Annotated in this window: 15 protein-coding genes and 2 pseudogenes; 9 read left to right on the top strand and 8 right to left on the bottom strand. The window is 47.2% G+C overall.

The window, feature by feature from the left end; all coding sequences use genetic code 11:
* Positions 1–16 precede the first annotated feature (16 nt).
* Both HU143_RS11875 and HU143_RS11870 read right to left on the bottom strand, forming a co-directional pair.
* A complete protein-coding gene (locus HU143_RS11875; RefSeq protein WP_023227499.1) occupies positions 17–1,258 on the bottom strand; it encodes an MFS transporter in 1,242 nt (413 codons plus the stop codon).
* Positions 1,248–2,756 (bottom strand): FAD-dependent oxidoreductase, encoded by a 1,509-nt coding sequence (locus tag HU143_RS11870; protein ID WP_023227500.1) that lies wholly within the window; start codon positions 2,754–2,756, stop codon positions 1,248–1,250. Before HU143_RS11870 ends, HU143_RS11875 begins: the two co-directional genes overlap by 11 nt.
* A 44-nt stretch (positions 2,757–2,800) precedes the next feature.
* Between HU143_RS11870 and HU143_RS11865 the strand changes: the two genes are divergently transcribed.
* Both HU143_RS11865 and HU143_RS11860 read left to right on the top strand, forming a co-directional pair.
* A complete protein-coding gene (locus HU143_RS11865) occupies positions 2,801–3,289 on the top strand; it encodes a MarR family winged helix-turn-helix transcriptional regulator (protein WP_023227501.1) in 489 nt (162 codons plus the stop codon).
* Positions 3,290–3,481: 192 nt separating this feature from the next.
* Positions 3,482–4,561, top strand: a complete 1,080-nt coding sequence (locus tag HU143_RS11860; RefSeq protein WP_023227502.1) for an S-adenosylmethionine:tRNA ribosyltransferase-isomerase — start codon at positions 3,482–3,484, stop codon at positions 4,559–4,561.
* A 51-nt stretch (positions 4,562–4,612) separates the two neighbouring features.
* Here the strand turns inward: HU143_RS11860 and HU143_RS11855 are convergent.
* From HU143_RS11855 to HU143_RS11845, 3 genes and pseudogenes are all read right to left on the bottom strand, one after another.
* Positions 4,613–4,804: pseudogene (locus tag HU143_RS11855) on the bottom strand (Rid family hydrolase); the annotation flags it as partial.
* Positions 4,805–4,860: 56 nt separating this feature from the next.
* Positions 4,861–5,145 (bottom strand): type II toxin-antitoxin system RelE family toxin, encoded by a 285-nt coding sequence (locus HU143_RS11850; protein ID WP_000221343.1) that lies wholly within the window; start codon positions 5,143–5,145, stop codon positions 4,861–4,863.
* Positions 5,135–5,383 (bottom strand): type II toxin-antitoxin system Phd/YefM family antitoxin, encoded by a 249-nt coding sequence (locus tag HU143_RS11845; RefSeq protein ID WP_000885424.1) that lies wholly within the window; start codon positions 5,381–5,383, stop codon positions 5,135–5,137. The genes HU143_RS11850 and HU143_RS11845 overlap by 11 nt, the downstream gene beginning before the upstream one ends.
* A gap of 322 nt (positions 5,384–5,705) precedes the next feature.
* Between HU143_RS11845 and HU143_RS24760 the strand changes: the two are divergent.
* From HU143_RS24760 to HU143_RS11835, 3 genes and pseudogenes are all read left to right on the top strand, one after another.
* A pseudogene (locus tag HU143_RS24760) lies at positions 5,706–5,914 on the top strand (STM2901 family protein); the annotation flags it as partial.
* Entirely contained in the window at positions 5,908–6,240 is a 333-nt protein-coding gene (locus HU143_RS11840; protein ID WP_023227504.1) for a DUF1493 family protein, read from the top strand. The pseudogene HU143_RS24760 and the gene HU143_RS11840, both read left to right, overlap by 7 nt.
* Before the next feature lie 150 nt (positions 6,241–6,390).
* On the top strand, positions 6,391–7,299 hold the full coding sequence (locus HU143_RS11835; protein WP_077910000.1) for a hypothetical protein: 909 nt from the start codon (positions 6,391–6,393) through the stop codon (positions 7,297–7,299).
* 71 nt (positions 7,300–7,370) lie between these two features.
* On the opposite strand, the gene HU143_RS11830 is transcribed toward HU143_RS11835, so the two are convergent.
* On the bottom strand, positions 7,371–7,637 hold the full coding sequence (locus HU143_RS11830) for a helix-turn-helix domain-containing protein (protein ID WP_229037435.1): 267 nt from the start codon (positions 7,635–7,637) through the stop codon (positions 7,371–7,373).
* Positions 7,638–8,121: 484 nt separating this feature from the next.
* On the opposite strand from HU143_RS11830, the gene HU143_RS24725 reads away from it, so the two are divergent.
* The gene (locus tag HU143_RS24725) at positions 8,122–8,244 is read left to right on the top strand and encodes a hypothetical protein (protein ID WP_254891910.1); all 123 of its coding nucleotides are present in this window, start codon (positions 8,122–8,124) and stop codon (positions 8,242–8,244) included.
* Between the two features lie 30 nt (positions 8,245–8,274).
* On the opposite strand, the gene HU143_RS11825 is transcribed toward HU143_RS24725, so the two are convergent.
* Positions 8,275–9,741, bottom strand: coding sequence for a hypothetical protein (locus HU143_RS11825; protein WP_023893409.1), 1,467 nt, complete (start codon positions 9,739–9,741; stop codon positions 8,275–8,277).
* A gap of 257 nt (positions 9,742–9,998) precedes the next feature.
* On the opposite strand from HU143_RS11825, the gene HU143_RS11820 reads away from it, so the two are divergent.
* The 3 genes from HU143_RS11820 to HU143_RS11810 all read left to right on the top strand — a co-directional run bounded on the left by HU143_RS11820 (position 9,999) and on the right by HU143_RS11810 (position 13,816).
* Positions 9,999–11,006, top strand: coding sequence for a LacI family DNA-binding transcriptional regulator (locus HU143_RS11820; protein ID WP_000201072.1), 1,008 nt, complete (start codon positions 9,999–10,001; stop codon positions 11,004–11,006).
* A 143-nt stretch (positions 11,007–11,149) separates the two neighbouring features.
* Positions 11,150–12,601 carry a Na+/H+ antiporter NhaC gene (nhaC, locus tag HU143_RS11815; protein WP_001276631.1) on the top strand — a complete coding sequence of 484 codons (1,452 nt, stop codon included), beginning with the start codon at positions 11,150–11,152 and terminating at the stop codon, positions 12,599–12,601.
* 12 nt (positions 12,602–12,613) lie between these two features.
* The gene (locus tag HU143_RS11810) at positions 12,614–13,816 is read left to right on the top strand and encodes a MalY/PatB family protein (RefSeq protein WP_001579996.1); all 1,203 of its coding nucleotides are present in this window, start codon (positions 12,614–12,616) and stop codon (positions 13,814–13,816) included.
* Between the two features lie 112 nt (positions 13,817–13,928).
* On the opposite strand, the gene glgX is transcribed toward HU143_RS11810, so the two are convergent.
* Positions 13,929–16,004: a glycogen debranching protein GlgX gene (gene glgX, locus HU143_RS11805; RefSeq protein ID WP_051129371.1), complete on the bottom strand. Its 2,076-nt coding sequence runs from the start codon at positions 16,002–16,004 to the stop codon at positions 13,929–13,931.
* Positions 16,005–16,046: the final 42 nt, after the last annotated feature.

The raw sequence follows: 16,046 nt of genomic DNA, 5'->3' as shown, positions 1-16,046 counted from the left end.
TTGTGACGTTGTCACATTATTCTGTTTCTGGTTTCGCTATTAGCAGTGAACTTTTTGAAAGGTAAATCATTGCCGTCACCAGACCAATAATGGCGACAGAGATAGCTATACCGATCCAGACACCATACAGGGCATAACCCAGGACAAATCCGCCCAATACGGGGGATATAAAATCAGCGATTGCGATTAATGCCTGCGCCGTTCCGATGACGATACCTTGTCGGGCAGGCGATACATGGACGGACAAGGCGGCAAGATAAGTGGGTTTGGCTAGCGCATCAGCGATGCTAATACAAACGATAGCAAAAATAAGCACTGGTATGGTCGTGGCGATACCCGCAGTGAGGAATCCAGTACAAAGAAGGGCGAAGATGAGGATAATTAGCTTTCGCTCCGAAAAATATTGGCTCACCCAACCTAACAGAAATAGCTGAACGAAAATATTAATGACCCCGTCCGCCATTAACAGGTAGCTTAACGCTTTTGGCCCAAAGGGAAGCCCATTCCAGATGAAGGTGTCAGAAAGAAAAACAGGTAATTGTGAAGAGTACATGCCATAGGCGAAGAAATGACAAAGCATTACGATGATTAAGACGCGAAGGACTGGCATCTTTAAAATAGCGCGGGCAGAGAACGCCGCTATTTTATCTGTGGTACGTGATGTTGTGGAAGGGTCTTTTAACCTCCAAATCGCGACCAGGGCAGACCCAAGGACAAGTATAAAGGCGGCGTAGATCGGCGCACTCAGACTGATACGCGATAGCCACCCGGAAACGCCTGCCCCGACAATACCGCCTAAACCAATGCAGCCTGTGAGGATACCGATTGCCTGACGCCGATTTCTGACGTGCGTACAATCGGCAATATAGGCTGCAGCGGCTGACAAATTCCCGGCGCTAATGCCAAAAAGCGTGCGGGCGAGCAGGATAAAAAGGATACATTGCGCGTTGGCGAGTAATAGTAAACTTATCGCCGCAATAGCCAGAGTGACAATCAGTATTCGCTTGCGGCCAACGCGATCGGAAAGGTGGCCAATCAGGGGCGCCGCACAAAATTGGCTAAAAGCCTCAGTGGCGATGATGATTCCAATGATAAGCGGCGAACCGCCCATCTCGCGGATATAAAAAGGCAGTATCGACATTACAGCCGCTGTACTGGCTGCGTAAAGGCCGACAAGCAGGAAAACAGGCAAAATACGCCGCTTGTTGAGCGGGGTGATAGTTTCGCTGTCGGTGTTCTCATAGACATTAGTATTCATCTTTAATCCCTATGGCAAAACGAGAGAGATAATTTTCAATATCGTTGCTCTGTTTGCCGTGAAAGAATGCGCCGACATAGCCATCGGGTCGGATCAGCACGCATTGACCCGGCGCCAGATGATAGGACTCCCGGAAGTGCCCCAGGGTATCGATGAGCTCGTCCTGCTCGCCAATGTGATGAATACGCAGTCCTCGCCGCGCATCGATGACCTTACCGTGGGTTTCGTAGGCCAACAGATTCCAGTCCGGACCTTGTAGTAACTGAAATAATCGTAATGATTGGCCGCCGGCGCCCAAAAGAGGAGCATCCGGAGCTCTTTCTCCCGCTTGTAACCCATGCTGACGTTCGGGCAACGTGTGGGCTAAGGGGGAGTTGGTATACTGGATGTCAAGTTGTTGAACGTCGCGTTCTCGTTTGATGCCACCCTGTTTTTGAGAGTCAAGTAATCGGGTAGAAAGGTGGAGCAGTGATTCGGCTACCGGGCGGCGTTCCTGTTCATAGCTATCGAGAAGCTCTTCTCCTGCGCCCCGCAGCGAGGCTGCCATTTTCCATCCCAGGTTATAGGCATCCTGGATGCTGGTATTTAACCCTTGCCCACCCGTCGGCGGATGCACATGAGCAGCATCACCGGCTAAAAATACCTTACCCACACGGTAATGTTCCGCTATGCGCGCATTCATCTGGTACTTCGATACCCAGGGAATCGAATGGATGCGAACATCCGTCCGCCCGATTCGTTCAGTAAGAAAAGCCGTGAGCACGTCGGCTGAGAAATTCTGCGAGTCGTCCGGGGCCAACAACGCCTGGATTTGAAAGAGCTGCGTGCCGGCGAGAGGGCAAATCGTTATCATCCGCGCCATATCGCCATCGTTAAAATGGTGCCATACATCCCGGTTCAGACCGGAAAGTGAAGCGTCAGCCACAAGCGCATGGATTCCCAACGTACGACCGGGGAAGCTGACGCCTAATTTTTTTCTGACAAAGCTTCCGCCGCCATCCGCACCTATCAAATAATGCGCGATGATGACCTCTTCTTCAGCCGGCCCGGCAACATACGCGGTGACTGTGCGTGGGGTTTGCGCAAAATGTCGTAACTCGCAGCCGAACTCCACCCGATGTCCCCATGCTTTTAATTGCTCTCGCATAATCGCTTCTGTCACGTTCTGTGGAACCATCAATGGCAGATGGTAGGGTTCGGCGTGGGTCGGTTTTGTATGATGCGCAATATCTGAATCTACATAGCTTCCGTCGTGACGGTAGGTTCGTAGTCGGGGATAGAGCCCGCCGGCGGCGACCACTTTATTGAGTATTCCAAGATCCTCGAAGATTTCTTGCGTTCGCGGCTGAATACCTTTACCGCGGGAGCCGGTAAAAGGCGTCGTTCTTTTCTCAATCAGGCGAAATGAGACCCCGTGACGCGCCAGTTCGATGGCTAAAGTAAGCCCGGTAACGCCAGCGCCGCAGATCAGTACATCTGTAGTGGTGTATCTTGTCATCGTCTCTCCGATATGTGTATTATGCACATAAGAGGAGACATGCTATGTCAGAAAATAAAAATGTGCAAGATACACATATTTCCGAGCAAATGAAGGCGCTTCACGGTGCGTTGATTCGCGTGGTGAGCGCGCTTAATCGGCCTCGTAATGATGAGAAATTAATTGCAGAGGCGGGGATTCAACTCGATCGCGCGCTATTTTCGATCCTTATTAGTATCGAACGTTTAGGGCCGATTGGCGTTGTTGAGTTAGCTGAACGTGCTGGTCGTGATTATACGACGGTAAGCCGACAGGTCGCCAAACTGGAGAAGCTGGGGTTGATAATACGGCAGCATAATGCCATCGATCGTCGTATACGCGAGGCCGTTATTTCCCGGACAGGAAAGGCGATGACGGAACGTATAGACGCTGCGCGAGAGCAAATGGGCAAAGTTGTTTTTAAAGACTGGCCTCAGGATGAACTTGATATCTTTGTTCGGTTAATGCAAAAGTTTGCCGATGCAATGGATAACGATGCTTCAATGCAGGAATAAGCAAAAGAAAAGGGCGGTCAAATCCGATCGCCCAGGTTAATATCGGTATCTGAAATTGATTAAATAGCCAGCAAAGTAAATATAATAACAACATTTATCGAGTTAATTTTCACCCTTTGAAAGGCCAACGTATACTGCAGAATACGGCTATATAACAATCGCCGTATCAATGGTTTTTCAAAGGGTAAATATATGCTTACCGAAAAATATGATTTTCGCATTACCGATCAGATGACTATCCCACTCAGACCTCATTGGATAGCCAATGATTCATACAGGGAAAAGTGTAAAATGCTTGTCCTCAACCGGAGTAAAGGGGAAATTCATAAAGTAGACTTTAGTAAAGTAACAGATTATATCAAAGAAGGTGATGTAATCTGTTTTAACGACAGTACTATAATAAACCATATGTTTATCTGTAAAACAAGACGAAATAGATTAATTAAAATTGTTTTAGAGGGATTTTTACCAAATAATAGAGTAATTATTTCCGGACTTTTAAAAGAAAGGCTTAACGCGAATGATGTTTTCTATTTGGTTGATAACCCTGGAATTTCCATTGAGGTTGAGCAAAAGTTTAGCGAAGAGAGCCAGTACCAGGCTGTCGTGGAAAATCATGAGTCCTTAATTTGCTATTTAGCCAGTCATGGTGAGCGTCTTGATGAGTATGTGGACTCCAGCTTATTTTATAAATATCCTGATGCTTACCGTTCCGTTTTTTCTAAAAAATATGGTTCTTTGGAAATACCTTCTGCCGGCATTCATTTTACCTGGGATCTTATCCAAAAAATCAAAGATAAAGGTGGGTTAATATCTTTTATTACTTTACATGTTGCATCAACAGAAATGTTGTCCAACAGAAAAATACAAACAAAATATGTAGAGGATGTGACTATCAATGAAGAATACTACGAGGTTCCACAAGCAACAGCGGATATCATTAATACAGCGAAGCAAAATGGCGGACGTATTTTTGCCGTAGGAACTACCGTTACACGATGCCTGGAGTCCGCGTATTCGACGGAGCACAATTGCCTTAAAGCAAGTTCTGGCTGGACTGCGCTTTATATACATCCAGGCTATCAACTGAAAGTGGTTGACTGCCTGCTAACGAACTTACATCAGCCAAAAACGACGCATATGGTGTTAACCGGTCAATTTGCTGGGGTTGATCTACTCATGAAGGCCTATACCTCAGAACATATCCAGTCATGTCAGTTCGATATGTTTGGTGATTGCATGTTAATCATACAGGATGAAGGGCAGGGATGAATAAAATAAAACCGGTACATATAATGCTACCGGTTTTAACGAGAATAAGCATCAGGGGATTCGAGCAATAACATTTATTTCGAAATCAAAGCCGGCCAGCCAGGTAACGCCAACAGCGGTCCAGTTAGGATAAGGGGGAAGGGCAAATATCTCCTGTTTCACCGCCATAACGTCGTTAAGTTGTTGCTCTGGATCGGTATGGAATGTGGTGACATCCACTATGTCATCGAATGTGCACATAAAAGAACTGAGCCTGTTTGTCGTATCGCTTGACGGGAAAGAGAGCATTTCCTGAGTGATTAGCTTCTGTGCCGTGTCATTTTGTAGACGGCATCATTTTCACGCTTTCCAACACCAATGACAGTTACCGTGATAATTTCATCTTCGACGCTGTACACCAGTCTGTATCCTGCACCACGCAGCTTAATTTTGTACTGATCCTTTCTTCCATGTAATTGCGAAGCAGGAACCCGAGGGTTTTCGAGTCGTTCCCGTAGCTTTTTTTTAAACTGTTCCTGTATGGTATGACCCAGTTTTTTCCACTCTTTTAGTGCAGATTCGTTAAATGCCAGCTTATAAGTCATCAATGTTGACCTCAATGACGCGTTCATTCGCACGCTCATCGATAATACGACCGAGTTCTTCATCCTCAAGAATATCCATAAGATGAGCATAAAGTGCCGGAGGCACACAGTAGAAAGCCGGTTCATTACGGTTAAGAATGGCAACTGGAGCGCCATCTCCGGCATTGAAAGTTCCCATTGGGTCACGTTTCAGTTCTGTAATGCTTGCTGCAGTAGTCGTTAAAATTTGAAATGCCATAATTTACCTCCTGGTTGATGACTGAATATAGCACCTTTAATAGTACTAATAAAAGCATCCTTCCCGAAAGAGATTCAGCTACAGCCCAGTCAGGGATGCGGGCTGCTGACGGTTTTTTCAAGGCTAAGTTCAGATGTCCAGAACCTAACTGCTTGTATCGATTACCAGGAACGTTAACAGCGTGCGCACCAGCTTGCCATTGTCTAATTCAAGCGCACGACGAACAAATGTGTTATAACAATCCTATAAAGTGGTTGCATTGCCAATACATAAAGTTAATTTAATCAGTAAATTAGAGTATGGATACAGTTGAAGAGCTTAATTTCCTTGGGGAATGCAGTTGCCATCTGTGATAGGTGGATACCCGCCACAACGTTAAAAATAAAAATGGTTGCGAAAATTAGCGCGTTTACCGGTCGTGCTATACCTGTTGTCGGATGGATTATTCTGGCCTCTGACGTGTCGCAGATTGCATATCGTACAGTCAGGGATTACAACCGTATTGCCAGAGGAAGCGATAAAATATGGTAAGTGATACTCTTGAACAGCGGATTTATGAACTGGTAAGAAGCCATGATGGAATTTACCTCTTTAAGAAAAAAGAACTGACACCGTCAACAGATTTGGATTCAGATCTACGGCTGGAAGATGATGAAGTACTGGCATTGATGGATGATTTTTTTACGACATTCAATGTAGATAAAGGGAATTTCTCGATCACAACATACTATCCGCCAGAACCACCGCTAAAACATTTGCTTAATCCGTTTCGCAAAAACGATATTCCTCAGGTGCCGGATTTCACGATAGGTATGCTCATTGCGTCTGCCAGGGCTGGTTGCTGGTTGTATGACTGATTCACGCTGGGGGCTGCTTTCCGCCCTCCGTCATTATTGTCAAGGCTATATGCCCTAACAAGTTATAGAGCCTTACGCTCTATAAAGATATATATTGAACGCTAAAATAATGGACTATTAGGTGACACCATGCCCACTTATAAACAAGTTGTGAACCATGTTAAGAAACATGTATTGTGGAAAGAAGAGTATTTTGAACGCTATTATCGGCTCAATCATGAACTGGTTCAGAAGCGTTTGGATAAAATTTATCAAGCTGAAGATGATCTAATGGTGCTTATCAGTACTCAATTATTTTGTTTCTTGCAGGCTAATGGCACGCTCTATTTTGATGGTTGCTATAAAACAGGGAAAGCAGATAACTCATTGCTTTGTACTAATCTTGCTCTATGGAGTATCGAGCTAGCTTGTGATCATTTTGATATTCGGGAAGAGCGGGGACATACCACGAAGTTTAGCGAGCAGGGAGAGAGTTGGTTAACACTATTCGCCTGCAATCAATTCTCTTTAGTTCCTTATTGCTATCCGGCCATTCAGCGCGGGTTTCAAAGCGGCGTATTGAAAGAAATTGTTCCGTTTTATCGTGAACAGAAATTGGGTATCCTGGCGATGGAGATAATGGCGCGTGAACGGGGGGATACAATCAACTGGGAAGCAATGCAAGTGCGTGTTGATCCTGTCTATCTGGACTTTTGCCAAAACATTTTATTGTCATCAGATGATGAACTAGTCCGCACCGGATTAATTACGCTATGTGATAAGCATCTTGAGTGGACCGATTTTCATAATAGCGATAAGCATTGTTGCTTGACTGGCTATGAAATTCAGCGTCAGGATCTATTACTCTGGCCATTTGAATATCAGGCGGTAAAAAACTGGCGAGCACGTCAAGGGTTAAGTACACCAATGATTGAACATCCATTGATGAATAGCCCGATGACGACAGCGAATTGTCCTGACTTTTCGCAGTGGCAGCGTCCAGAGTGGTTCAATCCGTTAGTTGATTTTTTGGCGCAGCGCAGGCCTGAGCTGGCATTTTTACGACATCTCTTTATTTAAGTGAGCGATTATTGTCCAGTTTTCTCTGGGCCTGGCGCGCAACTCCAAGCACATGACCCAGTCTTTTATTATCAACAATTGCGACGGGGTCCACCTCCGACAACCGGTCGAAGGTGGAGTGCCTGATCTATCAGTGAAGTTGGCAACAGACGGTTACCAACGCGGCCACGACTATGGTTGTTCATGCCAAGTGGTCCGAGTTGGCGATAACGTTTCAGCAGCCGTCTGCAATGGCGTGGCGTAATGCCGAGCATCTCAGCAGCCTGACCGGGATGTAAATTGCGGTCGATGGCATCCTGAAGGATTTTGAGGCGGTTGATTCCTTTCACGGTGAACATCCCGGCGTCATGTATAGCCATAGAAAACGCCTCATCAGGAAAATGCGAGTCGTTGTCTAGACATACAGATCTGAGAACTATAGCCTGGACATTCCTATAAATGAGCCACAAATAGACATTAGCATTGAGCCTCTACAATGTTGGTGCGCATAATGTATATTATGTTAAATGCACCAGAACAATTAAAAGACATGTTAAGGCGGCTGGATTCGTGCATGTCAAAAAACTTCTGGCCCATAAGTTTGATCCCTTCCCTGCCGTGACGCTGCGCGAATTCTGTTGATTTGCACCCGCTTATCCTGCACACGATTTCACGCAGCACACGCCACGCAGGCATAAAAAACCGGCCACTGTGACCGGTTCGTCGCGTAGGTTTTTGGCTCAGTGGGTTTTACCCTGGTCCGCTGCTTTTTCTGACTGATGTTCTGCAGCTCTGACAACGGCTATAAACGCTTTGATACCCGGATCCACATCCGGCGACAACATGCGCATTGTTGATTTGGCATTCCTGCCGAACCTCGTCAAAAATCGCAGGATAACCGAACGTGACTTTAATCAGCGTGCGCAGCATCCCTTTGGCGACTTCCATTTCACCCGCCAGAATTAATTCGTGTATCAGACGGTATACACAGTATGACTATTTCTTTTTATATGCCCCATACAAAAGCGATACGGGTGTTTTTTCTAATATCTGGATTTCATTTTTATGTGCTTTATGTTCACTAAAAATATCTGCCAGACTTTTACCTCCAAAGGCCAGGCCAATTCCCGTTGCTGCTGCTGAAAGTAATGTCAATTGCGGCATGGCAAGTGAAGCTATACCTAACGTGGCTGTTCCTGCAAAAATTAATCCAGATGAGATCTTTTTTTTCTTTGAATTCTTAATGGCTGATTCATGCGACTTTCCATACTCTTCGACCACATTGATTAAATGTTTTGAAAAATTATTTGCCGCATCTTGCATTTGATCTGGTGTTTTTCCTTGCAAGTCATTCCTTGAGATTCTTAGTTCATGCCTTAAGGATTCCAGTTGACCTCTTTCTCTAATCTTTTTTAATTCCAGATCGGAAAGCGCAGTAAGGAATTTTACTTCCGCGGCTGATAGTCCCATTGTAATCGCTTGCTCTTCAGAAGAAAGAGGATTTAATTTACCATAATCCTTGACCAACTGCTCCGTAGTCCATTCATGTAAAAACATATGGTTACTATAAATAACCGGATCAATACCTAATAGTGTTGCCGATAATTGAGTTGATCGCTGTGCATAAATTGCACCTTCAACCTTACCCAGTAAGGTTCCTATAGCTGACGGCAGATCGTAATCCAGAAGATCTACCTCTCTTGTTGTAAAACTCTTTAAATCTGTATCGTAAACCCAGACTTCTTTTTCGATGTTATTGAAATTATTAAGCAATGTTTTTAATAATTCTTTATTTATTAGGATTTTCTGGAAAGTTTCTTCATTTCTCCCAAAGTGCTCAAGAAACGCTAAATAAGTAGCGTAATCCATTTTTCTATCTTTAAAAAAGAGCTGACTTAGAAAAGCGGCAGATTGTTCATGATTGCGTTCTTTATCAAAATCCAGTAATTCAGGAACGATTAGAAAAATTGGATAATCATCATCAATAGTCATAAATGGGATGGCGCGAAATAGATTGGAAACATGTTCAAGTAATACCAACCTGCGCATGCGGACATAACTATTATCTGGTGGCAATGACAAAAATGAATGCAGAGAGCTAAGAGAAGGAAAATGTAATGGATCAACCATTATGATGCTATCAAAATAAATCCCCAGGGATCTAAGGTGATTAGATATGTTATAACCAAAGCGTTGAATCGGAAGTAATAATCGATAACTTTTAGACGCCCGCACTTCTGTTATAAGCGCCGCGGCGTGAGTATCCCAAAATTTATTTAGCAACACCATTAGGTTTGTAAGTTGATTATCTAACTCGGGAGAGCTAATTAGCTCTTTCAGGATGAATCTACGTAATTCTTTCAGTTCTAAATTTCTAAATGCATATTTATATTTTTCAGAAAAAGCGTTTTCCATCAATAAAACATATTCATTCTGTATGCTTTTTGTAATACTACTCATCATCTATCTCCGAACCACCACGCAACGATTTCCCAGTGTAGTGGTTCTTATCATGTGTATATTGTTAGTCATGTTATCGTAGAAAATTCAGTGGTCAATAACTCATTGAGGTAGCTACTAAAATTTGCAGTTACCAGGATTTAGGATGATTTTAAAAATGTTTATAAATTCAGGCTGCGCCGCAGTGATTGCACAGATTTCCACGTAACATGATAATCAATGGCTTTGATACCCTTTAAACGAACAAATATGAGCTTAACATGGCGACAATAAAGGATGTTGCATCTTTGGCCGGTGTATCAACCGCGACTGTATCACGTGTCATTAACCAGACCGCGTGGGTTGAACCCGTCACGCGCGAACGTGTAGAGAAAGCCATGCGCGATCTCAATTATCGCCGGAATGCCGCCGCTATCGCGCTGGCGAAACGTAGCGGCGATATGCTCGGATTGTTAACCGGCAATCTGGCTGATCCTTTTTTTGCCCACCTTGCTCGCGGCGTAGAAGATGTTTCTCGTAAGCAGCAGTATCGCTTGATGGTATGTAGCGGCGGCCACGATGAAGAAATGGAAAAAGCGGGACTGGATTTTCTGGTTAATCAAGGCTGTGAGGCTATTGTTGTACACGCCAGCCGATTACCGGATAAAGAGCTGCTGCGCTACGCAGCCCACTTTCCAGCGCTGGTTGTTGTTAATCGTTATATCGCCGGTATGGCCAACCGGTGTATCTGGCTGGAAAATCGCAGCGCCGCCAGGGAAGCGACCCGATATCTCCTGGCGAACGGGCATCGGCGCATCGCCTGTGTGACATCTGACTTGCCAATTATCGATCGTCAGGAACGCCTTGATGGTTACCGTCAGGCGCTGGAAGAATATGGTATTTCTCCAGACCCTCGCTGGGTGATTAGCGTTCCGTTTAACGAAGAAGGCGGCGAGCGGGCCGCGCATCAACTTATTAATAGCGGGCTTCCCCTTACGGCAGCGGTCACGTTTAACGATGTGATGGCCGCTGGCATTATGCGTATTCTTCATCAACGCGGCGTTCAGCTTCCGCAACAGCTCTCTATTGTCGGCTTTGATGATGTGGTGCTGGCCCGGTATCTTTATCCGGCGTTAACAACAATGCATTATCCGGTCGAACAAATGGCGCGTTGTGCCGCGCAACTGGCGATACAGTTATACCAGGGCATTACGCCGCCGCCCAGCAGCAATCATTTCAATGCCGAACTGGTGATCCGCGATTCTGTCGCGCCCTATTTTTCACGGTGAATGCGTCGTCAACAGTAAAAACTGTGATGGCTATCAAATTAACCCTTCTCATGTAATCGGTTACATGGACGAAAGTAATGGATCACAGTAGTGAGAAGCGTATCCCCCTACCCTTGAGCTACCTTACTGACCGGAGCTCCATTATGAGTGCATCACAAAACAAGAAGAAAACGCTGTCATTGGGTTTAGCGCTAATCCCAGTCATCTCCATGTTGTTATTGTTGATTATCGGTTACGGCATCATGGGGCTACGTATCGAACCGCTCCTTCTGTGCTCTGCGGCGGTAGCGGCAGGCATTGCATGGTGGCAAGGATACTGTTGGGAAGACATTATCAACTCAGTGGTGGATAAGCTGGCTAAGGCAATGCCGGTTATCATGATCCTGATCTGCGTGGGCGGTTTGATTGGCACCTGGATGTTTAGCGGCACCATTCCCTACATGGTGTACTGGGGGCTAAAACTCATAAGCCCGGAATATATTTTGATTGCAGCCTTCTTTTTAACCAGCGTGGTCTCCGTCTGTACCGGTACATCGTGGGGATCCGCCGGGACGGTTGGCGTTGCGTTAATGGGGGTTGCCGCCGGGCTGGACGTGTCTCTTGCAGCAGCAGCTGGCGCCGTCGTTTCTGGCGCTTATTTCGGCGACAAAATCTCACCGTTGTCCGACTCGACTAACTTTGCCGCGATTGTCGCAGACACTACTCTGTTTGAGCATATTCAGCATTTACTTTGGACGACCCTGCCAAGTTTCCTGCTTGCCGCCGTGGTTTATCTTATCGCCGGACACAGTAATATGCTGGGCGAGGTGGCCACGCCGCAGCGCGTTACGGACATCATCCACTCGCTGGAGTCGCTATACCATTTTAATATTGTTCTTATTTTGCCGCCGGTGATCGTACTGTGGGGCGCAATTCGCAAGAAGCCTGTCATCCCATTAATGTTAAGCGCCTGCGTACTTGCCTTATTCCTCGGCGTCATCATGCAGGGACTGAGCATCAAACAGGGACTGGACGCTTTCATTGATGGATTTGATATCGCCATGTTCCCACAAGGCGCAGAAGGTGTCGTGGCCGATGTTCCGCGCCTGCTAAACCGGGGCGGAATGTTCTCGATGATGGGAACAATACTGTTAGTTTTCTGCGCTTTTTCATTTGCCGGAGCGCTAACGTTAACCGGCGCGTTAACAATCATCATTAACCGACTGCTGACCATTATTCATAGCGTTGGTCAACTCATTGCCGCCACTATCGGCACCACAATTTTGGTCACAGGAGCGACCAGCGACGGTAAACTGGCATTGTTAGTTCCCGCCGAACTGTTTAAAGATGCCTATCGTCGTATGGGGCTGGATACTAAAAACCTTTCACGGACGATAGAAGATGCCGGTACCGTTATCGAACCTCTCCTGCCGTGGACCTCGGCTGGCGTCTACATGGCGACCACGCTGGGCGTTAGCACGCTTGATCTTCTGCCCTGGGCTATCCAATGCTATGCGGCAATCTTCTTCGCATTAATTTATGGTTTTAGCGGAATTGGTATTGCCAGAACTGCCTCCGCCTCAGAAAAGTCGCCGCAATCGTCAGTGACGGAATAATAAGGAAACAAGATGGATTTTAACCAGATTATCAATCGCAACAATACTGGTTCGGTAAAGTGGGATTTTATTGAGCGTCACTTTGGCGATGGCGCAGGGAAACTGCTGCCGATGTGGGTTTCTGATTTCGATTTTGCCTGCCCGCCTGAGGTTCAGGCGGCATTGCATCAGCGAATCGAGCACGGCGTATTTGGCTATAGTGAACGTGATGAGGCCTATTTTAACGCCCTGCTTCACTGGTTTTCGTCACGCCACCAGCTCACGTTAAAACAGGAATGGGTATGCAGCGTGGAAGGCGTCGTACCAGGGTTGGCACTCTTGGTGCAAATGTTGACGCATCCAGGCGACGGCGTAGTGGTACAGGGGCCATACTATGGCTCCTTCGCCAAAATAATCACGCTTAATGGTAGAAAACTGCTGGAGAATCCCCTTAGCGAGTCGCCGGACGACGGCTACCAGATGGATTTTTGCCAACTGGAAAGGCTGTTTCGCCATGAGCGCCCTCCGCTGATGATTTTGTGTAATCCACATAATCCAACCGGGCGTTGCTGGTCGGCCAACGAGCTGGAGCAACTGCTTTTATTATGTGAAGCTTATGATGTCACTCTCATCTCGGATGAAATATGGGCCGATCTATTGCTGCCCGGCGAAACCTTTACCTCGGTACTGCATTTAGGGGAGCGCTGGCATAAACGGGTCATCTCCGCCACTGCGGCCAGCAAAACGTTTGGCTTATCGTCGTTGCGAATTTCTAATTTTCTCATTCCCGATCCTACGCTTCGCCTGCGTTTCCTGTCTCGTCTGGACGCTCATGGGCTGGATGTCTTTAACGCCCTCTCCGTTCAGGCGGCGACTACCGCATGGAATGAAAGCAGACAGTGGCTGGATTCGCTACTGGATTACCTGGCGGAAAACCGCCGCTGGTTTGTTGAACAGGCGACAGAGCGCCTTCCCTGGGCAAGAATTGTCCCGGCGCAGGGAACCTATTTATTATGGATGGATTGTAAAAAACTGGGACTGGATGACGAACAGCTAAAATGGGTAATGGCGGATGTCGCGGGTATTGCTCCTTCAATGGGCAGCGGCTTTGGCCCGGCGGGCAGCGGATTTATCCGTTTAAATCTGGGATGTCCACGTACCTACCTTAAAATGGCAATAGACGGCCTGAAGCGAATATCGGTGAAGACAATCAAAGGAATACCAACAGGCGGATGAATTTTTCGGGCGGTAAACTGACACCGGTGTTATTTCTGCGGCATGATATCGCCTGAGCGCCAGTAAAAAACCGGCCATCAAGGCCGGTTGGGTCCGGAGCGCGGTTTTACTATCAGGGGCGTCTGAATAACACGATGCTGCGCCCGGCCAGATCGAAATCCATTTCTTCGGTAATCCGTATTCCCTGCTGCGCGTTATCGGCAGTCGTCAGTTCAAGTACCCAGCCGCCTTCTCCCCACATCGGAATACGGAACGGTACGCTGCTTTCAAACGGATTGAAAAGCAGTAAGGCGTCATGCCAGATCCCCGCTTCCGGCTGAAGATCGGGACGACTAATGCATACGCCTATCGTCGATCCCTCATCCCATTGTTCGGATTGCTGCGCCCCTCCGCCGGCGTTAAACCAGCGGATCTCCAGACCGTCACGCCAGCTTTCCCGGCGCAGCAGCGGTTGCGTGGCGCGCAGTTGAATCAGATGACGGGTAAACTCCCGTAGCGCATTGGCGGTTTCCGGCAAATTATCCCAGTGGACCCACGATATTTCACTGTCCTGACAGTAGCCATTGTTATTGCCCATCTGACTGCGGCCAAACTCATCGCCCGCTAATAACATTGGCGTACCGTGCGAGAAAAGCAAGGTAGTCAGGAAATTACGTTTCTGTTGCTCGCGTATCGCATTGATGCCTTCGTCGTCGGTTGGCCCTTCTGCGCCATAGTTACAGGAGCGGTTATCATTATGCCCGTCATTATTATCTTCGCCATTGGCTTCATTATGTTTGTCGTTATAAGACACCAGATCGTTCAGCGTGAAGCCGTCATGGGCTGTAATAAAGTTAACGCTTGACCAGGGGCGACGGCCGCGCAAATCATAGAGATCGCCGGAACCCAGCAGGCGTGCGGCGAAATCATTTGTGACGTTGTCACCTTTCCAGTATTCGCGTACCGTATCGCGGTATTTATCATTCCATTCGCCCCACCCTGGTGGAAAGCCGCCAACCTGATAGCCGCCCGGTCCGATATCCCAGGGTTCGCCAATCAGTTTCAGTTTTGCCAGCACCGGGTCTTGCGTTACCGCATCAAAAAAGCCGCCTCTCTGATCAAAGCCTTCCGGCTCACGACCAAGAATGGTGCCCAAATCAAAACGAAAGCCGTCGACATGCATTGACTCCGCCCAATAGCGAAGGGAATCCATCACCATTTGCAGTACCCGTGGATGAGAGGTATTGACGGTATTACCTGTCCCTGTATCGTTAATGTAATAGCGATGCTGATCGGGCATGGTGCGATAGTAAGAGAAGTTATCGATACCTTTAAATGACAGCGTGGGGCCAAGCTCATTCCCTTCTGCCGTATGGTTATAGACCACGTCCAGTATCACTTCGACGCCGGCATCATGGAAAGCGCGCACCATATCGCGGAATCCCTGAATACCTTTTGGACCATAGTAGCGCGTCGCCGGCGCAAAAAAGCCCAGCGAGTTGTATCCCCAGAAATTTTTCAGTCCTTTATCGAGCAGATGCTGATCGTCCGGGAACCAGTGAACGGGTAAAAGCTCGACGGAGGTAATACCCAGACTTTTAATGTAATCCATGCTGGCTTTATGTCCCATGCCCTCAAACGTACCGCGTAGAGGCTCAGGGATCGCGGAATTAAGCTGGGTAAAGCCTTTTACATGCGTTTCATAAATAATGGCGTTCGACCACGGTATGGAAGGCCGTTGTCTATCCTCCCAGTTAGCCTCAGCCGGATCAATCACCCGGCATTTAGGCGTAAATGGCGCGCTATCCTGGTCATCAAAGGTCAAATCTTTATCGTCATGAAGTAATTGATACGCGAAATGCGCATCGTTCCACTGAATATCGCCCACCAGCTCACGGGCATAAGGGTCAATAAGCAGCTTATTGGGGTTAAAACGATGACCATTTTCCGGGTCATAAGGACCGTAAACGCGGTACCCATACAGCGCGCCGGGCTGCAACTTCGGGACATAGCCGTGCCATATTTCGTCGGTATATTCCGGTAACTCCAGACGAGCGACTTCATGCTCCCCGCTCGGATCGTAAAGGCAAAGCTCGACGCGTTCCGCATGGGCGGAAAAAATAGCGAAATTCACGCCTTCGCCATCATAATTCGCGCCAAGCGTATGGCTGTATCCTGATCTGATTTCAAAAGCCCTGTTTGTTGTCATTCTCTTTCTCCACCCACGGTAAACGTTGTCCTGTCACGGCAC

Source organism: Salmonella sp. SJTUF14076, assembly GCF_015534835.1.
Lineage (GTDB): Bacteria > Pseudomonadota > Gammaproteobacteria > Enterobacterales > Enterobacteriaceae > Salmonella > Salmonella enterica.
Note: the sequence above shows the minus strand (reverse complement) of the source record. Positions and strands in the feature narration are given on the sequence as shown.

What these genes read in the sequence shown, in the direction of transcription:
- HU143_RS11875 (WP_023227499.1), bottom strand. Translation starts at nt 1,258, where the DNA reads ATGAATACTAATGTCTATGAGAACACCGACAGCGAAACTATCACCCCG.
- HU143_RS11870 (WP_023227500.1), bottom strand. Translation starts at nt 2,756, where the DNA reads ATGACAAGATACACCACTACAGATGTACTGATCTGCGGCGCTGGCGTT.
- HU143_RS11865 (WP_023227501.1), top strand. Translation starts at nt 2,801, where the DNA reads ATGTCAGAAAATAAAAATGTGCAAGATACACATATTTCCGAGCAAATG.
- HU143_RS11860 (WP_023227502.1), top strand. Translation starts at nt 3,482, where the DNA reads ATGCTTACCGAAAAATATGATTTTCGCATTACCGATCAGATGACTATC.
- HU143_RS11850 (WP_000221343.1), bottom strand. Translation starts at nt 5,145, where the DNA reads ATGACTTATAAGCTGGCATTTAACGAATCTGCACTAAAAGAGTGGAAA.
- HU143_RS11845 (WP_000885424.1), bottom strand. Translation starts at nt 5,383, where the DNA reads ATGGCATTTCAAATTTTAACGACTACTGCAGCAAGCATTACAGAACTG.
- HU143_RS11840 (WP_023227504.1), top strand. Translation starts at nt 5,908, where the DNA reads ATGGTAAGTGATACTCTTGAACAGCGGATTTATGAACTGGTAAGAAGC.
- HU143_RS11830 (WP_229037435.1), bottom strand. Translation starts at nt 7,637, where the DNA reads ATGTTCACCGTGAAAGGAATCAACCGCCTCAAAATCCTTCAGGATGCC.
- HU143_RS24725 (WP_254891910.1), top strand. Translation starts at nt 8,122, where the DNA reads ATGCGCATTGTTGATTTGGCATTCCTGCCGAACCTCGTCAAAAATCGC.
- HU143_RS11825 (WP_023893409.1), bottom strand. Translation starts at nt 9,741, where the DNA reads ATGATGAGTAGTATTACAAAAAGCATACAGAATGAATATGTTTTATTG.
- HU143_RS11820 (WP_000201072.1), top strand. Translation starts at nt 9,999, where the DNA reads ATGGCGACAATAAAGGATGTTGCATCTTTGGCCGGTGTATCAACCGCG.
- nhaC (WP_001276631.1), top strand. Translation starts at nt 11,150, where the DNA reads ATGAGTGCATCACAAAACAAGAAGAAAACGCTGTCATTGGGTTTAGCG.
- HU143_RS11810 (WP_001579996.1), top strand. Translation starts at nt 12,614, where the DNA reads ATGGATTTTAACCAGATTATCAATCGCAACAATACTGGTTCGGTAAAG.
- glgX (WP_051129371.1), bottom strand. Translation starts at nt 16,004, where the DNA reads ATGACAACAAACAGGGCTTTTGAAATCAGATCAGGATACAGCCATACG.